We start from the raw sequence: 20,419 nt of genomic DNA, 5'->3' as shown, positions 1-20,419 counted from the left end.
GGGTTTGCGCCATCGCGGGGCGCGTCGGTGCGCCCTCTCCCCGAGGAGAGGGCTGAAGGTGGGGCCGTGCGGCAAACGCGAACGACCCGCGGCTGGGCGTCATCCCCGCCGCGAAAAGGTCGCGGCGACCATTTGCGTGCCGCCGAACAGCGCCTCGCCGTCCGCCATCGTGAAGCTGTGCCGGCCTGCCCGGTGGACGATGGAATAGTCCCGCTCGGCCAGCCCCTGGCTCCTGAAACTCTCCATAACCTCGGCCATCGACGGCGCGATGATGGTGATGAAGTCTTCGCTCCTTGTATCGATTGTCTGATGAGCGCTCATGGCTCCTGTCTCCTTTTGGTGAGCACATCGCCGTGCTCGATTGAGTAAAGAATTGACAACTGGGCCCAAAAAAGCAAGAAAAGAAACGAAATCAGCGTGTTAAGCTGTAAATCGTTGAAAAGCAAAATCGGGAAAATTGTAAAGTCTGTAAAGATTTACAGGCGGGAGAAGGACAGATGAACCAGCTCGATCTGCAGATCGGGGGCCGCATCAAGCGGCTGCGACGCCAGAAATCGGTCAGCCAGGCACAACTGGCCGAGGCATTGGAGATTTCCGCTTCCTATCTCAATCTGATCGAACACAATCGCCGCCGCATCACGGTGCCGTTGCTGTTCCGTGTCGCGGGTTATTTCGGGGTCGAGCCGGGCGAACTGGCCGAAAGCGACGACGCCCGCCTCTCGGGCGATCTCATGGAAATGTTCGGCGACGACATTTTCGCCGATTCCGATCTTACCAACACCGACATCCGCGATCTGGCCACCCATCACCCCGCCGTCGGTCGGGCCGTTCTCAAACTCTTCGACCAGTTGCGCCATCTCCAGGCGCCTGGAGCGGGCAATAGATCAGCCGAGCCGGGCGAAACCCTCGCCACGGGCCACAATGTGGTCACCGAGGCGGTTTCCGATTTCCTCCAGGAAAATGCCAACTATTTTCCGGCGCTCGAAGCCGCCGCCGAGCGGGTGCGTCACGACATCGACAACACCTCCGATAGTTTCGAGGCCGGGCTCAAGGCCTATCTCTTCAACGTCTTCGGCATCGAGGCGCGACTGGCTTCATTGCCCCATGGCGTGGTGCGCCGGCTCGAGGACAATGGCCGCGTGCTGGCCGTCTCAGATACGCTCGAACCCGAATCCGCGCTGTTCGTCCTCGCTCAGCATCTGGCGCTGTTGATCGCCGACGGCGAAATCCGCGACCTTATCGAGCAGAGCACTCTGCCCCAGCCAGAAAGCGTCGGCCTGGCCCGCAATGTTCTGGCGTCCTATGCCGCCGCCGCCCTGGTCATGCCCTACGAGGCGTTCTTTCGCGCCTGCCGCGACACCCGCTACGACATCGAGCGGCTCGGCCGCCGCTTCCGGGCGAGTTTCGAGCAAATCTGTCACCGTATGACCACGCTGCAGCGCCCCTCGATGAGCGGCATCCCGCTCCATCTGGTCCGCACCGACATCGCCGGCAACATTTCCAAGCGCTTCTCGCTGTCCGGCATCCATATCCCGCGCCATTCGGGCGCCTGCCCGCGCTGGAATGTCTATGCGGCCTTCCTCAACCCCGGCCAGATCAATATTCAGCTCAGCCAGATGCCCGACGGCCAGCGCTATTTCTGCATAGCGAAAGCCATCGCCAAGGGGGGCCATTCCTACAACGCCCCGCGCCGCCACATCGCCATCGGGCTGGGCTGCCACGTCTCGCACGCCGCGGCCATGATCTATGCCGACGGTATCGATCTTTCAGCGCCGACCGGGGCTGTGCCGATCGGTGTGGGCTGCCGCATCTGCCCGCGCCGCGAATGTGGCCAGCGCGCCCATCCGCCCGCCGATCACCGGTTTGCGACCGATGACACAAAGCGGATGGAAAATCTCTATATGCAATGACGCGCCAGCGCTGAACCTGTTCGCGCCTTCGGGCGTTGCCCGAAAGACCATCGACACCGACAAATGGAGTACACAATGGAAATCCTCTACACCGCCCATGCGACGGCCAGCGGCGGGGGCCGCGAAGACGGTCACTCGAAAACCGATGACGGCAAGGTCGATGTCAAGCTCTCGACGCCCAAGGAAATGGGCGGCTCCGGCGGCGAGGGCACCAACCCCGAGCAGCTCTTTGCCACCGGCTATTCAGCCTGCTTTTTGGGCGCCATGCGCTTTGCCGCCGGTCAGGCCAAGGTCAACCTGCCCGCCGAAACCACGGTTAACACCCAGGTCGGCTTCGGCAAGCGCGACGACGGGGAGGGGTTCGGGCTCAAGGTCATCCTCACGGCCTCCGCTCCCGGCCTCGATACCGAAACGCTCAAGGATGTCATGGATCGGGCCCACATCGTCTGCCCCTATTCCCACGCCACGCGCGGCAATATTGAAGTCGAGCTCAAACAGGCCTGATTATTATCGAGGCGCTGGCGGATTCACGTGAAACCGCCAGCGCCCTCCGGATTCCTAGAGCGCTTCCAGGATAAGTGGGCACCACTTATCCGGTTCGGAAGCGCGATAAAACAAGGATTTAGAGCAATTGAAGCGATTCGAAGAAGCGCTGAAAGGCTCTAGGCTGTGGTGACGATTTAATCATTTAAGCCACAGCATGACGCTGGCAATTTTGACGAAGCCTAGGAAGTGGGCGGCTCGCTTGTCATATCGAGTTGCGATGCGGCGCCACTGCTTGAGCTTGGCGAAAAAACCTTCGATGCCCCAGCGTTGCCGATAGGCGATCTTGTCGTAGCCATGTTGGTATTTGCGGTGGCGGCGGGGCGGGATCACTGGCTCGCCGCCTTCATCGAGAATGACATCATGGAGGCTATCGGCGTCATAGGCCCGGTCGGCGAGAACTTTGCCCGCGGCCAGTCCGGCGACCAGATCGCAGGCGGGTGCCATATCATTTTGCTGACCCGGCCCGAGCGCAAAGCGGACCGGCAGGCCAAGCGCATCAACTACGGCATGGAGCTTGGTGCCGAAACCGCCACGGGAGCGACCGAGAGCCTGGGTTTGCGCTCCCCCCTTTTTCGCCGCGCCCCTGCGGCCTGGGCCTGGGCGCGGATCACTGTGGCGTCGATGGCCAACCATTCGAGATCGGGAGCGTTTGCGACCGCCTCGAACAGACGATCAAACACGCCCATCTCGATCCAGCGGTAATAGCGCCGCTTGACCGTCTGGTAAGGACCGAACCGGTCTTCGGGCAGATCGCGCCAGCGGCCACCAGACCGGGCCATCCACAAAAGCGCATTGAAAAACCGACGCCCATCACTACGTGGGCCGCGCTTGCCCTTGCGACCGCCCGGGACAAACGGCTTGATCTGTTCCCACTGATCGTCGCGTAAAATCTCGCCATCCATCGCTGACCTCCCAAAAGTCAGCGTTGAATCTGATTTGCCGCGATGTGGGAATCCCAAAACATTAAATCGTCACTACAGCCTAGAGCGGTCGATAAACGAAATGCGAAAAGCTCGCCTCGCGCGCCGATCCATTGAGATCCTGCGCAGCCATGCCGACAAACGCCCCGGTAAAGCTGCCATGCTCGGCGTGCCCACCACATTCGTCCGATAGGATCGAAGCGTCGAGTTCGGGGCCTATCTTTTGCCAGTCGTCAGATCCCATCGCGTAAAAATACTGCAGCCGGGAATTTTCCACCCGCATCTTCATGCGCACCGGCCCATCCCCGATGGCAACGGGATCGATCCAATAGGTCAGCTTCCCGTCCGGATGGGAAACGACTGACGAAAAGATATTGAGTTCGCGCTTTCCGTCCGGATCGGCGGTCAGGTGCAGATAATGGAAAGTGTATCGGCCATAATATCCCGTCAGTCCGGCCATCTCGCGCTCGTCACGCGGAATGAAGCTGACTTCGGTTTCCGCCTCGAAGTCGAAATGTTGCTGCCGGCGTGCCACCAGCGCCTGCTCGAACCATGAGCCGATCGATTCCCGTCCGATCAGCGTCAGCTTGCCGCCTTCGATCCTGAAAATGCGCTCCGGTTCCGGCGTCCGCAGCCATTGGAAGTCGATGTGCAGATCGCCGTCGAACCGGTAGCGCCGCTCGGCGTCGAACCCGGCCCGATCGTAAGTCCCCGGCACCTCCACTTCGGAGGCTGGCAGGTTCGTGCCGCCCGCCAGATACAGCCACCCGTCATCGCGCCACTCGCATTTCTGCAGCGCCGTCTCTCGCCCCAGAACGCACCGCCGCTTCTGGGTCGTTGGCCGCCCGGTCAGATGCACGAGATAGGTGTCGCCGTCCGGCGTCTCCACGATATCGCCATGCCCGGCCCGTTGCAGCGGGTTGAGCGGATTGTCCTTGGCCGTCACCAGATGCATGTCCGGATGCAGCTCATAAGGCCCGTCAATGGTGCGCGCCCGCGCCAGGGTCGCCGCGTGCTCGTATCCGGTTCCACCCTCGGCGGTCAGAAGATAATACCAGCCGTCGCGCTTATAGAGATGCGGCCCTTCCACTAATTTCAGCGGCGAGCCCGTAAAGATGTTTTTCCGCTCCCCCACCAGTTTTCCGCTCGCCGCATCGAATTCCTGCAGCGCGATCCCCGCAAACCGGTGATGCCCGTTCCGGTGGTCCCAGAGCATGTTCAAAAACCACTTTTTCCCGTCATCGTCGTGAAACAGCGACGGGTCGAACCCGGAGGAATTGACATAGATCGGGTCCGACCACGGCCCGGTGATCTCATCGGCGGTCACTATGTAATTGTGCGCATCCTTGAAATTGCCGTCCTTGCGCTTGACGTCGGTATAAACCAGCCAGAATTTTTCCCCGTCATGGGTAAGGCACGGCGCCCAGGTGCCGCAGCTGTCGGGGTTTCCGCGCATGTCGAGCTGGCTCTTGCGCGTAAGCGGCCGGGTCAGCAGGTCCCAGTTCGCAAGGTCTTTCGAATGATGGATCTGCACCCCCGGAAACCACTCGAAGGTCGATGTGGCGATATAATAATCCTCCCCGACCCGCAGGATGGAAGGGTCGGGATTGAACCCCGGCAGAATGGGGTTTTGGCGAATGGGCATTGGGTCTCCTCCCAAAATTTCAGAGAAAGGCCCCCTCACCGCCCTGCCGGGCACCCTCTCCCCCGAAGGGAGAGGGTTCGGCCAGCTCCAGCGTCAGAAAACGATCTGAAGCGTCGCCAAAAGAGCCTCCCTCTCCCTTGGGGGAGAGGGCCGGGGTGAGGGGGCCTTCCTTCCTTCTTTCTTTCTCTAAACGAACCGGTTGATCAGATTTTCCAGATATTCCTGCCGCCCGGATTTGGGTTGCGGGTTGATCCCCTCGGCCTCAACGCGCCCGGCGATATCCTCGAGCGTGCGCTCGCCCTTGAGCATCGCCTGCGCCTCGGCGCCGCCCCATCCGGCATAGCGCTCGGCCAGGAACGCATCGTAAGTCCCGTCCTCGATGATCGCCGCCGCCGCTTTGAGACCCCTCGCGCAAATGTCCATTCCCCCGATATGGCCGTGCAGCAAATCCTCGGGATCGATCGACTGGCGCCGCAATTTCGCATCGAAATTGGTGCCCCCGGTGGCAAACCCGCCGGCTTTGAGGATGTGGTAATAGGCCAGCGCCACTTCGGGCACATTGTTGGGGAACTGGTCGGTATCCCAGCCCGATTGCATGTCGTTGCGGTTCATGTCGATGGATCCGAAAATCCCGTGCGCCGCCGCCATGGCCACTTCATGCTCGAAGGTGTGCCCGGCCAGGATGGCGTGACCCACCTCGATATTGACCTTCACTTCCGTTTCCAGCTCGTACTTCTTAAGGAAGCCGTAAACGGTCGAGACGTCGTAATCATACTGGTGCTTGGTGGGCTCCTGCGGCTTGGGCTCAATCAGGATGGCGCCGGAAAACCCGATCTTGTGCTTGTAATCGATGACCATCGAAAGCATCCGCGCCATCTGGTCCATTTCCTGGTCCAGATTGGTGTTGAGCAGGGTTTCATACCCCTCGCGCCCGCCCCACAGCACGTAATTCTCGCCGCCCAGCCGGTGCGTCACGTCCATATTGGCCTTGATGGTGGCCGCTGCGTAGGCGAAGATTTCAGGGTCGGGATTGGTCGCCGCCCCGGCCATGAACCGGCGATTGGAAAACAAGTTCGCCGTTCCCCAGAGCAGTTTGACGCCCGTTTCGGCAATCTTTTTCTCAAAGATGTCGGCCAGCGCTTCGAGCCGCTTCCTGCTCTCGGCAAAGCTCTCGCCCTCGGGCCGCACATCGGCGTCGTGAAAGCAGAAATAGGGCGCCCCCAGAAGCGAAAACAATTCGAACGCCACGTCGGCCTTGAGCTTTGCGGCGTCCATTCCGCCGTCGAACCACGGCCGCTCGAACGTCCGCCCGCCAAACGGGTCGCCACCTTCCCAGGCAAACGAATGCCAATAGGCAATTGCAAACCGCAAATGCTCTTCCATCCGCTTGCCCAGAACGATCTCATCGGGGTTGTAGTGGTGGAAGGCCAGCGGATTGTCGCTGCCCGGGCCTTCATACTGAACCTTGCTCAGGCCCTTGAAAAAATCGCTCATAGTGCTCGGGCCTCCTCGATACCCGCATAAAGGACGCGATAGCGCGCATAGGATTGGTCGTAAGCCGATTTAAGGTCGGCCCTCGGTTCGATGGTTTTTTCGATTTTGGGTTTGGTGCAGATGGTTTTGGGGTCGGCCCCGGTCGCCGCGATCAGCCCCAGCCGCGCCGCGCCGAACGCCCCGCCGAAGTCCCCATCCTCGGGCACGGCTACAGCCATGCCCAAATTGGTGGCGATCATTTCGAGCCAGAGATCGGATTTCGAACCCCCGCCCACGGCGATCAGCGTGTCGATCTGCGTTCCCGCGTCAGAGAGAACCCGCTGGCAGTCGCGCACGGCGAATGCCACGCCTTCCATCACCGCCTGCCCCATGGTTCGGGCGTCCGAAAGATGGGAAAGGCCAACGAAAGAGCCCCGCGCAGCGGCATTATTATGCGGCGTGCGCTCGCCTGAGAGATAGGGAAGGAACATCTCCTCGCCCGGACCGGAAAAATTGTCGGCAACGGCCCGCGTCACGCCTGCAGCGTCCTGGCCCACCAGTTTGGCAAACCAGTTCAGGCTATCGGTCGCCGAAAGGAAGACCCCCATCTGGTGCCAGGTCTTGGGGATCGCGTGGCAAAACGCATGCACGGCGCCTTCGGTGTTGGGCCGGAATTTGTCGTTGGAAACAAACAGCACCCCCGAGGTGCCCAGCGACACGAACCCGCTTCCCGGCTCCACAGCGCCGATGCCGCAGGCCGAAGCCGCGTTGTCGCCCCCACCGCCGGCCACCACAGGGGTTTCGGCAATTCCCCAGCGGCGGCAAAGCTCGCCCGAAAGGTGCCCCGACGGCTCGCTGCCTTCCACCAGCGCCGGCATGTGCTCGGTCGTCAGCCCCGTCACCGCCAGCAGATCGTCCGACCAGCCGCGATACTCCACATCCAGCCACAGCGTGCCCGAGGCGTCCGACATGTCCGACACATAGGTGCCGGTCAAAAGAAACCGCACATAATCCTTGGGCAGCAGCACCTTGGCGATTTTCGCGTAATTGTCCGGTTCGTGCTTTTTGACCCAAAGGATTTTTGGCGCCGTAAAGCCCGGCATGGCGATATTTCCGGCAATCTGGCGCAGCGCCGGCAGCGCCTCTTCCATGTCTTCGCACTCGGCCGCCGAACGCACGTCGTTCCAGAGGATCGCCGGGCGGATCACCTGATTGTCCCTGTCGAGCAGGGTGGCCCCATGCATCTGCCCGGAAAGCCCGATCCCTTTTATGGCGCTCACCGCCTGAGGATGGGCGTTTTTCAGTGTATCGACAGCCTTGAGCACGGCGTCCCACCAATGGGCCGGGTCCTGTTCGGAAAATCCGGGCCGGGGGCGTGAAACACTGAGCGGCGCGCTGGCTTCGCCCAGTGCGTTGCCCTCTGCATCGATCAGCACCGCCTTGACCCCCGAGGTCCCGATATCGAGCCCAAGATAGGTCATCGCGTTACCCTCCCCATGGGAAATGAGGTGCGTACCTCAATTTCAGTCATGAAAGATCTCCTCCGTTTGAGTATCCAGAGTGTGGAGATTTAGGTCAGGGCGCAGCAAAATCCCGTTTGCAGCCAGCCATCACCTAAATCTCCGCGCTTTGGCGCAGGTTGTCCCGCATCAGAACCCTGATTTCCAATTGTGTCTGCGGTGGGGCCGCGTCAGCCCCCACCACAAGCCGCCGCGCCGTGGCGCATACGGCCCGGATTTCGTCTTCCGGGCTCTGATCCAGCACCACGTCGATGGCTCCGGATTCCAGCCCGGCCCGCGTCGGCCCGGTCAGCTCGTGCCCGATCACTCGCACTTTTCCCGCAAGGCCGCGCTCGTTGAGTGCCATCAAGAGCCCCGCATTGCCGGCGCCGGCATTGTAGATCCCGGCCAGACCGGGATACGCCTCAACCAGCGCCAGGCTCTTTTCGTAGGTCGCCGTGAATTCGTCCTGTCCCTCGATAGGGCCCACCAGTTCAAGGCCGGGAAACTCGGCCGCCACGATTTCGGAAAATCCCGCGATCCGCTCGGCATGGTCGATCAGCTCCAGCGACCCGGCCACCAGCCCGATCGTGCCGCCCTGAGGCACGAACCGCCCCATCAGCGACCCCGCGATGCGCCCCGCCGCCCGGTTGTCGATCCCCACGAAATCGTGCCGCGCCGAACCGGGAAGGTCCGAGACCAGCGTGATCACCTTGATCCCCCGCCCCACGGCCCGCGCTACCGCCGCGTGGATTTCGGGCTTGTCGATGGCCACGATCACCGCGCAGTCGGCATCCTCGGCACCAATCGCATCGAGCGTTTCGACCAGCGCCCGCGTATCCATGGCTTTGATCCGCAAAAGCTCGAGCCGCAACCGCTCGGCCCGCATCTGGGCGCCCACGCTCTCGACCGCATCGGCCAGCTTGCCGAAAAACTGGTTGGTGCCTTCCGGCACGATAATTTTCAGAACGATGTCGCGGGCCCGCGCCAGCATCGAGGCGGTCAAATCGCGCCGAAACCCGATCTCGGCAATCGCGGCCTCGACCTTTTCGATCGTACCCTTGCGCACGCCCGGCCGGCCGTTGAGCACACGGTCCACCGTCGCCAGCGACACCCCTGCCGCCCGCGCCAGATCATGCACCATCACGCGCCCATTGTTCTCCAAACCCGGTCTTCCTGCCTTTGAGGTACGTAAGTCATCGCCCATTTCGGGCAGTGTGGTCAAGGGGGAAAGCGGGAGAGTTTCCCGTGCCGGCAGGCATAAGGAAAGGCCCCCTCACCCGTCTGGCTGCGCCATCCGACCTCTCCCCAAGGGAGAGGTCTATCCCGTCGCTTGCGGCATTCTTACCTCTCCCTTGGGGGAGAGGTCGGCGCGTAGCGACGGGTGAGGGGGCCTTTCCTGGAAAATATCAGCGCTTAAGACCCCTCTCCCCAAAGGGGCGAGGGAGTGAGGCTGCGGCTCCCCCAACGCCGACGTTGCCTCCAGCACTTCGGCAAACTTAACCCTCGCCCCTCCGGGGAGAGGGTGGCCGGCAGGCCGGTGAGGGGGTCTTGAGCGCTGATGCTTCTTCCCCAATAACGACGCGCAAAAAAAACCTTCATTCGGCACCGCAATTCCCTCCGGCACCCAACTCGACTACAAGACCACAACGGCTCCCGCTCCCCCGAAGGCCCATGACCGATACCGCACGCAGATTGGACACGCCCCGCCCTGCCCCGCTCGCCCGTTTGGGCCGGTTCGAGGTGCGCCTTGCCCGGACCGATGCCGAGCGTTTTGCCGCTTATCGTCTGCGCTATGAAGTGTTCCATCGCGAGCGCGGCGTGAACGCACCGTGGATGGACCACGCCGGCCACATCGAAGCCGACGCGTTCGACCCCCATTGCGACCACATCATCGTCATCGATACCGCGGCCCGCGCCCTGGGCGGAGCCCCGCCCATCGTCGGCACCTACCGCGTCATGGCAGCCCCGGCCCCGGGGCTCGGCTGGTACGCCGATGGCGAATTTGCCCTCGCCCCGCTCTTTGCGCGCCATCCCGGTCAACGCTTTTGCGAGGTCGGGCGCTCCTGCGTTGCCCCCGCCTATCGCTCGATGCGCACCATCGAGGTGCTGTGGTGCGGGCTGTGGGCCCATGCCTGCCGCAACGGCATCGACGCCTATTTCGGCGCCGCCAGCTTTCCCGGCACCGATCCGCGCGATCACGCCCAGGCCCTTTCCCATCTTTTTCGTAACGCCCGCGCGCCATCGGGCTGGCATGCTTCGGCCCGTGCCGGGCACGCTGTCTCCATGGACATGCTGCCCCCCGAAATGACCGATCGCCACGCCGCCCTGCGCGCCATGCCGCCTTTGGTGCGCGGCTATCTTCGGGTCAATGCGGTGTTCGGGAGCCACGCCTTCGTGGACGAAAAGTTCGGCACCACCGATGTCTTCGTTCTTGCCCGGTTCAATACCGCTCCCGCCGCCTATCGCAGACGCGTCGAGCGGGTCACCGGCCTAACCCATCCCAACCTGTGATCTGCGGTTGGAATCGCCAAATTTTTGGCTTAGCGTGCGCCACCGTTTAACAGCTGTTTTCCCGGAATTTTTTACCGCTTCATGACGCAAACCGAGCCACAGGCCGATTATGCTGCGCCCCCCACAACGGGCATGACGCCGATGATGGCCCAGTTCTTCGAGATCAAGGGCGTCAATCCGGGCTATCTGCTGTTTTACCGCATGGGCGATTTTTACGAGCTGTTCTTTGACGACGCCGAAATCGCCTCCGCCGCGCTCGGCATCACTCTTACAAAGCGCGGCAAGCATCTGGGCGAGGACATCCCCATGTGCGGCGTGCCCGTCCACGCCGCCCAGGATTATCTCAAAAAGCTCATATCGCTCGGCCACAAGGTCGCTGTCTGCGAACAGGTTGAAGACCCCGCCGAAGCCAAAAAACGTGGCAGCAAATCGGTCGTCAAACGCGACGTGGTCCGGCTCGTCACCCCCGGCACGCTGACCGAGGACGATTTGCTCCCCGCCCGGGGCAACAATTTTCTTTTGTCGCTCGCCCGGCTCGGCTCGGACGGGGAGGGTTACGCCATGGCCTGGTCCGACATTTCAACCGGCGAGCTGCTTGTCGCCGATCTCGACAAACACTCCCTGGCCGACGAAATCGCCCGCATCGATCCCGCCGAGCTGATCCTGTCGGACCGTCTCGCCGATCAACTGGCCGAACAGCGCGCCCTTTCGGCCGACAGGCTGGCCGCCGCCACCCGCCGCCCGCACGAAAGTTTTGAATCTGAAGCCGCCTCGCAGCTGTTGCGCGAAACCTTCGATAATGCCGTCGATCCCACGGCCTTTTCCCGCACCGCTCGCGCCGCGCTCGGGGCGCTCATCGCCTATGTCGCCGAAACCCAGAAGGGGGCCGGCGTTCCCCTGCGTCAGCCGCGGATCGAAACCCCCACCGATCACATGCAGATCGATGCGGCCACCCGCTCGTCCCTCGAACTGCTCGTTACCCAGCGCGGCGATGTGCGCGGCGCCTTGCGGGCAAGCGTGGATATGACGGTCACCGGCGCCGGCGCGCGTCTTTTTGCCGCCCGCCTCGCCGCCCCGCTCAACGATCCCGCCCGCATCAATGCCCGCCTCGACGCCATCGATATATTGATCGCCAACGCGATCGAGACCGACGCCATCCGCAAGGGTCTGCGCGCCGCCCCCGATATCGCCCGGGCCCTCACCCGCCTGACGCTCGAACGCGGCGGCCCGCGCGATCTGGGCGCTATCGGCCGGGGCATCACCCAGGCCCGTGCGCTGGGCCATTTGCTCGCCGGCCTCTCCGACCCCGGCGACGAACTCGCCGCAATCGCCAGGACCCTCGCCCAAGCCCCCGAAATCCTCGCCGACGAATTTGCCAAAGCCCTTGTCCACGAACCCCCGCTTTTCGCCCGCGATGGCGGGTTCGTCGCTTCGGGCTATGATGGCGAACTCGACACCCAGCGGCGCCTGGGGTCCGAAAGCCGCAAGGTGGTCGCCGAGCTTCAGGCCGCGCTGGTCGAAAAAACCGGCGTCCGGGCGCTCAAGATCAAGCACAACAACGTGCTGGGCTTTTTCGTCGAAGTTCCCGCCTCCCACGGCTCGCGCCTGCTTGACGACGGCGTTTTCATCCACCGCCAGACGCTTGCCAACGCCATGCGGTTCACAACGACCGAACTGGCCGAGCTCGAAGGCAAGATCGCCCGCGCCCAGGAAATCGCCGTCGAGATCGAGCTGTCGATATTCGCCCGCTTGCGCGAGGCGGCGCTTGCCCAAAGCCGCGACCTTATGGCCGCCGCAGACGCCATGGCCGAACTCGATGTCATGGCAGCCCTCGCCAATCTTGCCGCCCAGCGCAATTGGTGCCGGCCGCAGATCGATGCCTCGCTTGCCTTCGAGATCGAAGGCGGACGCCACCCGGTGGTCGAAAAGACCCTTGAGGCCGAAGGGCAAACCTTCGTTGCCAACGACGCCGATCTTTCGGCCCCAGAACCCGACGAGGGCGGCCAGCTCTGGCTGGTCACCGGCCCCAATATGGGCGGTAAGTCGACCTTCCTGCGCCAGAACGCGCTCATCGCCATTCTCGCGCAAATGGGCTCCTACGTCCCGGCCACCTCCGCCCATATCGGCGTCGTCGACAGGGTTTTCTCCCGCGTCGGCGCCTCCGACGACATCGCCCAGGGCCGCTCGACCTTCATGGTCGAAATGGTCGAAACCGCCGCCATATTGAACCGTGCCACCCGCCAGTCCCTCGTCATCCTCGACGAGATCGGGCGTGGCACCGCCACGTTCGACGGGCTCTCGATTGCCTGGGCGTGCGTTGAAACCCTGCACGAAACCACCGGCTGCCGGGCGATTTTCGCCACCCATTATCACGAATTGACGGCGCTCTCGGCCACCCTGTCGCGCGTATCCAACCACACAATGAGCGTCAAGGAATACAAGGGCGACGTTGTGTTTCTCCACGAAGTGACGCAAGGGGCGGCCGATCGCTCCTACGGCATCCAGGTGGCAAAGCTGGCGGGCCTTCCCGCCCCGGTCATCACCCGTGCCCGTCAGGTGCTCGACCTGCTCGAGGCGCGCGGCCAGTCCAATCCCGGATCGGCCCTTGCCGATCTCCCGCTTTTTGCCCATATGCCAGCGCCGGCGGACAAAACCACGCCTCAACCTCGTGCTAACCCGGTCCGCGATATGATCGAGACCGTGCGCCCCGACGATCTCTCCCCCCGGGCCGCGCTCGAATGGATCTATGAACTCAAAAAGGCTGCCCATGCCGACGGCGACCATTGAACCGATTGCGCGCAGGAAAACTGGATTGGTCGGCGCCGAGGCGCTGATCGATGCCGTGCGCTTTGAGATCGGCGATGCGGCGCCTGACAGCCAGACCGCCCGCGCCGCCGTGCTCAAGGCCCTGCGCCAGGGACTAAAGGATGCCCGCATCGCCGCCGAGGCCGAACTCGTCGCCAATCGCCGCGGCACCCGCTGCGCCCAGATGCTCGCCGGTGCCCAGGACGAGTTGATCCGCGCCGCCTATCTTTGGGCCATCCGCTACGTCTATCCTCGCGAAAACCCCTCGGGCGCCGAATCCCTCGCCATAGCGGCGGTCGGCGGCTATGGCCGTGGCACGCTGGCTCCCGGTTCCGATATCGATCTGCTCTTCATCCTGCCCTACAAGCAGACCCCCTGGGGCGAGAGCGTTACCGAATACGTCCTCTATATGCTCTGGGACCTGGGCCAGAAGGTCGGCCACGCCGTGCGCTCGGTTGATGATTCCATCCGCATGGCCCGGTCCGATATGACGGTGCGCACGGCAACGCTCGAGAGCCGCTTCCTGGTCGGCGACGATACGCTCTTTACCCAGATGCGCGAGCGCTTCGAAACCGAGATCGTCGAAAAGACCGGCCCCGAATTCATCGCCGCCAAAATGGCCGAGCGCGACTCCCGCCACGACGCTCAGGGCAACACCCGCTATGTCGTCGAGCCCAACGTCAAGGACGGCAAGGGCGGGCTGCGTGACCTCAATACGCTCTATTGGATCGGCAAATATTTCTACCGCGTCCAGACCTATCCCGAACTGATCGACAAGGGCGTGTTCTCGAAAACCGAATACCGCACGCTCCAGCGCGCCGAGGATTTCCTGTGGGCCGTGCGCTGCAATCTGCATTTCCTCGTCGGGCGCGCCGATGATCGGCTGACCTTCGAGATCCAGCAGGAAATGGCCGAGCGCATGGGCTATCACGACCGCGCCGGCATGCTGGGCGTCGAGCGTTTCATGAAGCGCTATTTCCTCGTCGCCAAGGATGTGGGCGATCTGACCCGCATTTTCTGCACCTCGCTCGAATTCGCCCACGCCAAAAAGGTCGATGCCTTCGGGCGCGTGTTCGGCAATTTCCGTAAGGCGCGCCGCCAGATCCGGGGAGAACCCGATTTCGTCCTCGAACATGGCCGCATCACGGTGGCCGACGACAACGTGTTCGAAAAAGACCCGGTCAATATCATCAAGATTTTCTGGGTGGCCGGCCGCGAGGGGGTGATGTTCCACCCTGATGCGCTCAAGCTTTTGACCCGTTCGATGCGCCTGATCGACAAGAAATTGCGGGCCGACGAGCGCGTAAACGCCTATTTCCTCGAAATCCTCACCAGCCCCAAATCGGTCGAGCGCATCCTGCGCCGCATGAACGAATCCGGCGTTCTGGGCAAGCTGGTCCCCGAATTCGGCAAGATCGTCGCGCTGATGCAGTTCAACATGTATCACCACTATACGGTGGACGAGCATTTGATCCGCGCCGTCGGCGTCATGGCCGATATCGCCAATGGCGGGCTGAAAAACGAACTGCCTTTGACCCACGAACTGTTGCCCCATCTCTCCGATGTGCGCCTGCTCTATGTGGCGCTGTTCCTGCACGACATCGCCAAGGGCCGCCCCGAGGATCATTCCGAAGCCGGCGAGGCCATCGCCCGCAAATTCTGCCCGCGTCTGGGCCTTTCGGCTGCCGAAACCGATACCGTCGCCTGGCTGGTGCGCTATCATTTGCTCATGAGCGAGATTTCCCAGTCCCGCGACATCCAGGACCCCGATACGGCGCGCAATTTCGCCCAGATCGTGCAGAGCCCCCAGCGTCTTGCGCTTTTGATGATCCTCACCGCCTGCGATATTCGCGCCGTGGGTCCGGGCACCTGGACGGGGTGGAAGGGCTCGCTGCTGCGCGCCCTTTATTACGCCACCGAGCCCCTGCTCTCGGGCGGCCATTCCCAGGTTTCCCAGCACGACAGGATCATCGAGGCCCAGGACGCCCTGCGCGCCGGGCTCACCGACTGGACCCCCGCAAGGCTCGATGCCTATATCGAGCGCCAGTTCCCAAATTACTGGCTGCGCGCCGAACCCGAACTGCAACTGGCCCATGCCCGCATGATCGACGCGGCCGAAGCCAAAAATTCAAGCTTTGCCGGTTCCACCTCCATCAAGGCCTTCGAGGGCATCACCGAGGTCACCTTTTATACGCCCGATCACCCGCGCCTGCTCTCGCTGATCGCCGGCGCCTGCACCACCGCCGATGCCTCGATCATCGGAGCCCAGATTTTCAACACAAAGGATGGCTACGCGCTCGATACCTTCCGCCTGCGCCGCGCCTTTACCTCCGACGAAGACGAAAAGATCAGGGCCTCGCGCATCACCGACATGGTCAGGGCCCTGCTCGAGGGCCGCAAATATCTCCCCGCTGATCTCGGGGTCGATTCGCGCTACAACCGGCGTTTGAAGCCCTTTTCGGTTCCCACCGAGATTTTCATCTCCAACGCGCTCTCGGACAAGTTCACAGTCATCGAGATTTCCGGGCTCGACCGCACCGGCCTGCTCTATCATCTGACCCGCGCGCTCTCCGATCTCAACCTCACCATCGGCTCGGCCCATATCGGAACCTATGGCGAAAAGGCTGTCGACGTTTTCTACGTCACCGACCTGACCGGCGGAAAGATCACCTCGAAAGTCCGCCAAAAGCGCATCCACGAAGCCCTCGAAGCCGTCTTCGCCCCCGCCCGCCGCGAAAAGGCCTCAGCGTGAGCACTGTGTTTTGGGCGGTTGGCGCTTCAGTTCTATGTCACCGGTCCGCCCCCTTTGCCACTATGGAGTTTACTGGATCCCGGGTCTCCGCCCGGGATGACGGTCGGGAATTTGGAGAATTTTCCCCTGTTACCTCCGCTGTCATCCCGGCCTTGAGCCGGGATCCAGTAAACTCAGCACAAATTGGGATCGTGCCCGCACGCCCCATCGAATTGCCGGCCCTCCACCCATGAGCCTCTTCCGCAACACAATGAGCGTCGGCGGCCTCACCCTCCTCTCGCGCATTTTCGGCTTTGTCCGCGACGCGCTGATCGCCGCCGTGCTCGGCATTGGTCCGGCCGCCGATGCCTTCCAGGCCGCTTTCCGCCTGCCCAATCTGTTCCGGCGCCTGTTTGCCGAAGGGGCGTTCAACACCGCCTTCGTGCCCATGTTTTCCGGCGCGCTGGAAACAGACGGGGCCGACGCGGCCAAAAAACTGGCCGGGCGCATCATGAGCTGGCTGGTCGCCGCCATTTTGATCGTCACCATCCTCGCCGAAATCTTCATGGAACCGATCATGACGGTCTTCGTCCCCGGTTTCGTGGGCGATCCGGAAAAATTCGCGCTGACCGTCTTTCTCTCGCGCATCATGTTCCCCTATCTCGCCTGCATGTCGCTCATGGCGGCCTATGGCGCGATCCTCAATTCGCTGGGCAAGTTCTTTGCCGCCGCCTTCGCCCCGGTTCTGCTCAATCTCGTCAACATCGCCGTCCTCGTGCCGCTCGCCATATGGACGCTGGAAAACCCCGCCGATGTCGCCTTCTGGCTCGGCGTCGCCGCCATGGCTGGCGGCATCGCGCAATTGGCCCTGGTATTTTTCACCATCCGCCGCGCCGGGTTCCTTCCGGCCATCGGCATGCCGCGCTATACCGACGAGGTCCGCCGCTTCTGGCTTTTGGCCCTTCCGGCCATCGCGGCGGGCGGCATCATCCAGATCAATGTGTTCGTGGGCACTGTCATCGCCTCCCAGGCCGATGCCGCCATCGCCATCATTGCCAATGCCGACAGGCTCTATCAGCTGCCGCTCGGCATCATCGGCATCGCCATCGGCACCGTGCTCCTGCCCGAACTCTCGCGCCACCTGTCCTCGGGCCGGGAGGTCGAGGCGCGGGCTTCCCAGAGCCAGGCCCTCCAGCTTTCCATGGTCCTCACCCTGCCCGCCGCCGTGGCGCTCTTTGTCCTGGCCGAACCGATCGTGCGGGTTCTGTTCGAGCGCGGCGCTTTCGATGCGGCAGCGACGGTGGCTGTCTCCCATACTCTTATGGGCTTTTCACTCGGCCTGCCGGCCTTCGTGCTGGTACGGGTCCTCCAGCCGGGGTTCTTTTCGCGCAAGGACACCAAGACGCCCACCCTGATTGCCGGGGTTTCGCTTATCGTCAACATTGCCGTGTCGCTGACCCTGTTCCCCCATCTCGAACACATCGGTATCGCGCTCGCCACCGCGACGTCGGCCTGGGTCAATGTCGGGCTGCTTGTCCTGTTTCTGGCCCGGCGCGGCCATTTCCGGCTTGAGGGCCGCGAGGGCATGGCCCTGTCCGGGACGCTTGGCGTTGCGATTGCCATGGGGCTGGCCCTGTGGGCTCTTTCCCTCTTCGCCGCACCGGCATTCGCGCCGGGCTTTTTCTTCCCCCTCCAGACCCTGGCCCTGCTCATGATCTGCGCCCTGGGCGCCGTTCTATATTTCACGCTGCTGCATATCAGCGGCGTCCAGCCGCTCGGCGCTGTCCTCGCGCGCTTGCGGCGGCGGCGCTGACGCTTTAAACCCTTTGCGGCCCGCTTGCGGGCATTTCTTTCGTCCAGACATCCAAGGGACCGTAAGTCCAATGCCTTTCACCGATCGCGTCTTTTCCGGCATCAAGCCCTCGGGCGATCTGCATCTTGGCAATTATCTCGGCGCCATCCGCCGTTTCGTGCCGCTGCAGAACGATTTCGAGTGCATTTATTGCGTCGTCGATATGCATGCGATCACCGTCTGGCAGGACCCCGCCGATCTCAAGCGCTGGACCTATGAAATCGCCGCGGCCTATATCGCTGCCGGCGTCGACCCGTCCGCCCACATCATCTTCAACCAGTCCCAGGTCGCCGAACACGCCGAACTGGCCTGGATCTTCAATTGCGTGGCGCGCATGGGCTGGATGAGCCGCATGACCCAGTTCAAGGACAAGGCGGGCAAAAATTCCGAAAATGTCTCGCTGGGCCTGTTCGCCTATCCCTCGCTGATGGCGGCAGACATCCTGCTTTACAAGGGCACACACGTTCCGGTCGGCGACGACCAGAAACAGCACCTGGAATTGTCCCGCGACATCGCCGCCAAGTTCAATCACGATTTTGCGCCCTCGATCGCCGCCAACGGGTTCGAAGAAGAGTTCTTCCCCCAGCCCGAGCCGGTCATCACCGGCCCGGCCACACGGGTGATGAGCCTGCGCGACGGCACAAAGAAGATGAGCAAATCCGAATCCTCTTCGGACATGGCCACCATCTATCTGATGGACGACGCTGAAACGATCACCAAAAAGATCAAGAAGGCCAAGTCCGACGCCGACGCGTTGCCCAGTGAGGAAAAGGGTCTCGAACACCGCCCCGAAGCCGCCAATCTGGTCGGCATCTACGCCGCGCTGTCGGACAGATCGGTGGCCGAGGTCCTGGCCGAATATGGCGGGCAGGGCTTCGGCGCCTTCAAGCCTGCGCTTGCCGATCTCGCCGTTTCGGTCCTCGCCACCCAGGCCGATGAAATGCGCCGGCTGGTCGCCGACCCTGCCCAGATCGAAACCATCCTGCGCAATGGCGCCGACCGGGCCCGCGAGATCGCCGCCAGAACCATGCTCGAAGTCCGCGACATCGTTGGCTTTATTCGTTAGCCAGTCGTATGCATGCTGCCACTTGCGCGCCCGTCGCGCGCTGTGGCAGCATCGCCCTCCACAAAATCAGCTCTGGACGAAAGCGCTTGCCCGATACCCAGGAACGCTCCGACGACGAATACAAACGCAAGTTTCTGGTCGTCGTGGACGAAAGCCCCGAATGCGCCAAGGCGGTTACCTTTGCCGCCCTGCGCGTCCGTCGCACCGGCGGCACCGTGGTTCTGCTCTCGATCATCGAGCCCGACAATTTCCAGCACTGGCTGGGCGTCGAGGAGGTGATGCGCGCCGAGGCCTATGAAAATATCGAAGCGCTGCAGGCCCGCCACGCCGCCAACATCGCCGCCTTCGGTTCGATCAAGGTCGAGCGTGTGATTCGCGAGGGCAAGAAGACCGACGTCATCGAGGCCCATATCGCCGAAGACCCCGCCGTCGCCATTCTCGTGCTTGCCGCCGCCGATTCTTCGGAAGGTCCCGGCCCGCTGGTCGCCTCCATTGCCGCACGCGGCGCCAACGCCTTCCGCGTGCCCGTGACCGTGGTTCCCGGCACGATTTCGGACGCCGATCTGGCGGCATTGTGCTGAATGAGTCAGTGGGCCCAGCCCGACCTTGCCGATCTCATCCCCTGTCACCCCGGCCTGGAGCAGGGGTCCAGTACGCTCTGAGCCAGACAAAGAGCCTTCCCCTTGCATTTGTCCGCAAAAGGATTATCTTCCAAGCCAACTTGGAATAATTCTAAAGAGCCCTGAGAGGCGGAAAATGTTCATCCAGACCGAAGTGACCCCCAATCCGGCAACGCTCAAATTCCTCCCCGGCCGCGACGTCCTGCCTGGCGAGCCGCGCGATTTCCGCGACGCCGATATGGCGCGGAGTTCCCCGCTCGCCTCGGCGCTGTTTTCCGTCGATGGCGTTTCGGGCGTGTTCCTGGGCTCCGATTTCGTATCGGTCACCAAGAGCGAACCGGTTGATTGGGCTCACATAAAGCCTGCCATCCTCGGCGCCGTCATGGAACATTTCATGAGCGGCAGGCCCATCCTCGCCGAAGGCGCGGCCTCCGAGCCCGCCGATACGGGCGATGAATTTTTTGACGATGAAGACACCGAAACCGTCGAAGTCATCAAGGAACTCCTCGCCACCCGCGTCCGCCCGGCCGTCGCAATGGACGGGGGCGACATCACCTTCAAGGGCTATAAGGAAGGCACTGTCTTCCTGCACATGCAGGGCGCCTGCTCGGGCTGCCCGTCATCGACCGCAACGCTGAAATCAGGCATCGAAAACCTGCTCCGCCACTTCGTTCCCGGCGTCGAACAGGTCCAGCAGATTTAGGAGTGCGGACAGAAAAAGTTGCAGACTTTTTCGGTTTGACCCGCACGACCACTAAAGTTGCTGAGCAGTTAGGCCTCACGCCTTACAGGGCTGCAACCCAGCCAACACAAAAGCCCCGCAAGCCCAAACAGCTTG

15 protein-coding genes are annotated in these 20,419 nt (G+C 62.6%); 9 read left to right on the top strand and 6 right to left on the bottom strand.

The window, feature by feature from the left end:
• Window positions 1–99: 99 nt before the first annotated feature.
• Window positions 100–321, bottom strand: a complete 222-nt coding sequence (locus tag ACP148_RS16530) for a hypothetical protein (protein WP_421951874.1) — start codon at window positions 319–321, stop codon at window positions 100–102.
• Window positions 322–497: 176 nt separating this feature from the next.
• Between ACP148_RS16530 and ACP148_RS16525 the strand changes: the two genes are divergently transcribed.
• Both ACP148_RS16525 and ACP148_RS16520 read left to right on the top strand, forming a co-directional pair.
• A complete protein-coding gene (locus tag ACP148_RS16525) occupies window positions 498–1,910 on the top strand; it encodes a helix-turn-helix domain-containing protein (RefSeq protein ID WP_421951875.1) in 1,413 nt (470 codons plus the stop codon).
• Window positions 1,911–1,985: 75 nt separating this feature from the next.
• The gene (locus tag ACP148_RS16520) at window positions 1,986–2,414 is read left to right on the top strand and encodes an organic hydroperoxide resistance protein (RefSeq protein ID WP_425033582.1); all 429 of its coding nucleotides are present in this window, start codon (window positions 1,986–1,988) and stop codon (window positions 2,412–2,414) included.
• A gap of 180 nt (window positions 2,415–2,594) precedes the next feature.
• Here the strand turns inward: ACP148_RS16520 and ACP148_RS16515 are convergent.
• From ACP148_RS16515 to ACP148_RS16495, 5 genes are all read right to left on the bottom strand, one after another.
• Window positions 2,595–3,358, bottom strand: a protein-coding gene (locus ACP148_RS16515; RefSeq protein ID WP_421951250.1) for an IS5 family transposase whose coding sequence is annotated in 2 segments (ribosomal slippage) — window positions 2,595–3,031 and window positions 3,031–3,358 — 765 coding nt in all. Because the reading frame shifts where the segments join, the coding sequence is not laid out codon by codon here.
• A gap of 79 nt (window positions 3,359–3,437) precedes the next feature.
• On the bottom strand, window positions 3,438–5,021 hold the full coding sequence (locus ACP148_RS16510; protein WP_425033581.1) for a glycoside hydrolase family 43 protein: 1,584 nt from the start codon (window positions 5,019–5,021) through the stop codon (window positions 3,438–3,440).
• Window positions 5,022–5,207: 186 nt separating this feature from the next.
• The gene (gene xylA, locus ACP148_RS16505) at window positions 5,208–6,515 is read right to left on the bottom strand and encodes a xylose isomerase (RefSeq protein WP_425033580.1); all 1,308 of its coding nucleotides are present in this window, start codon (window positions 6,513–6,515) and stop codon (window positions 5,208–5,210) included.
• Window positions 6,512–7,975: a xylulokinase gene (xylB, locus tag ACP148_RS16500; protein ID WP_421951926.1), complete on the bottom strand. Its 1,464-nt coding sequence runs from the start codon at window positions 7,973–7,975 to the stop codon at window positions 6,512–6,514. The genes xylA and xylB overlap by 4 nt, the downstream gene beginning before the upstream one ends.
• A gap of 133 nt (window positions 7,976–8,108) precedes the next feature.
• Window positions 8,109–9,137, bottom strand: a complete 1,029-nt coding sequence (locus tag ACP148_RS16495) for a LacI family DNA-binding transcriptional regulator (RefSeq protein ID WP_421951925.1) — start codon at window positions 9,135–9,137, stop codon at window positions 8,109–8,111.
• A gap of 530 nt (window positions 9,138–9,667) precedes the next feature.
• Between ACP148_RS16495 and ACP148_RS16490 the strand changes: the two genes are divergently transcribed.
• From ACP148_RS16490 to ACP148_RS16460, 7 genes are all read left to right on the top strand, one after another.
• The gene (locus ACP148_RS16490; protein ID WP_421951924.1) at window positions 9,668–10,507 is read left to right on the top strand and encodes a GNAT family N-acetyltransferase; all 840 of its coding nucleotides are present in this window, start codon (window positions 9,668–9,670) and stop codon (window positions 10,505–10,507) included.
• Between the two features lie 81 nt (window positions 10,508–10,588).
• Window positions 10,589–13,294 carry a DNA mismatch repair protein MutS gene (gene mutS, locus ACP148_RS16485; RefSeq protein WP_421951923.1) on the top strand — a complete coding sequence of 902 codons (2,706 nt, stop codon included), beginning with the start codon at window positions 10,589–10,591 and terminating at the stop codon, window positions 13,292–13,294.
• A complete protein-coding gene (locus ACP148_RS16480) occupies window positions 13,254–16,064 on the top strand; it encodes a [protein-PII] uridylyltransferase (protein WP_421951922.1) in 2,811 nt (936 codons plus the stop codon). Before mutS ends, ACP148_RS16480 begins: the two co-directional genes overlap by 41 nt.
• Before the next feature lie 229 nt (window positions 16,065–16,293).
• Window positions 16,294–17,856 (top strand): murein biosynthesis integral membrane protein MurJ, encoded by a 1,563-nt coding sequence (gene murJ, locus ACP148_RS16475; RefSeq protein WP_421951921.1) that lies wholly within the window; start codon window positions 16,294–16,296, stop codon window positions 17,854–17,856.
• A 70-nt stretch (window positions 17,857–17,926) separates the two neighbouring features.
• Entirely contained in the window at window positions 17,927–18,961 is a 1,035-nt protein-coding gene (gene trpS / locus ACP148_RS16470; RefSeq protein ID WP_421951920.1) for a tryptophan--tRNA ligase, read from the top strand.
• 86 nt (window positions 18,962–19,047) lie between these two features.
• The gene (locus tag ACP148_RS16465) at window positions 19,048–19,542 is read left to right on the top strand and encodes a universal stress protein (RefSeq protein ID WP_421951919.1); all 495 of its coding nucleotides are present in this window, start codon (window positions 19,048–19,050) and stop codon (window positions 19,540–19,542) included.
• A gap of 175 nt (window positions 19,543–19,717) precedes the next feature.
• Window positions 19,718–20,284: a NifU family protein gene (locus ACP148_RS16460; protein WP_421951918.1), complete on the top strand. Its 567-nt coding sequence runs from the start codon at window positions 19,718–19,720 to the stop codon at window positions 20,282–20,284.
• The last annotated feature ends 135 nt before the right edge of the window (window positions 20,285–20,419 follow it).

This window comes from Pelagibacterium sp., assembly GCF_965249125.1.
Lineage (GTDB): Bacteria > Pseudomonadota > Alphaproteobacteria > Rhizobiales > Devosiaceae > Pelagibacterium.
This window is presented reverse-complemented; position numbering and strand designations above follow the sequence as displayed.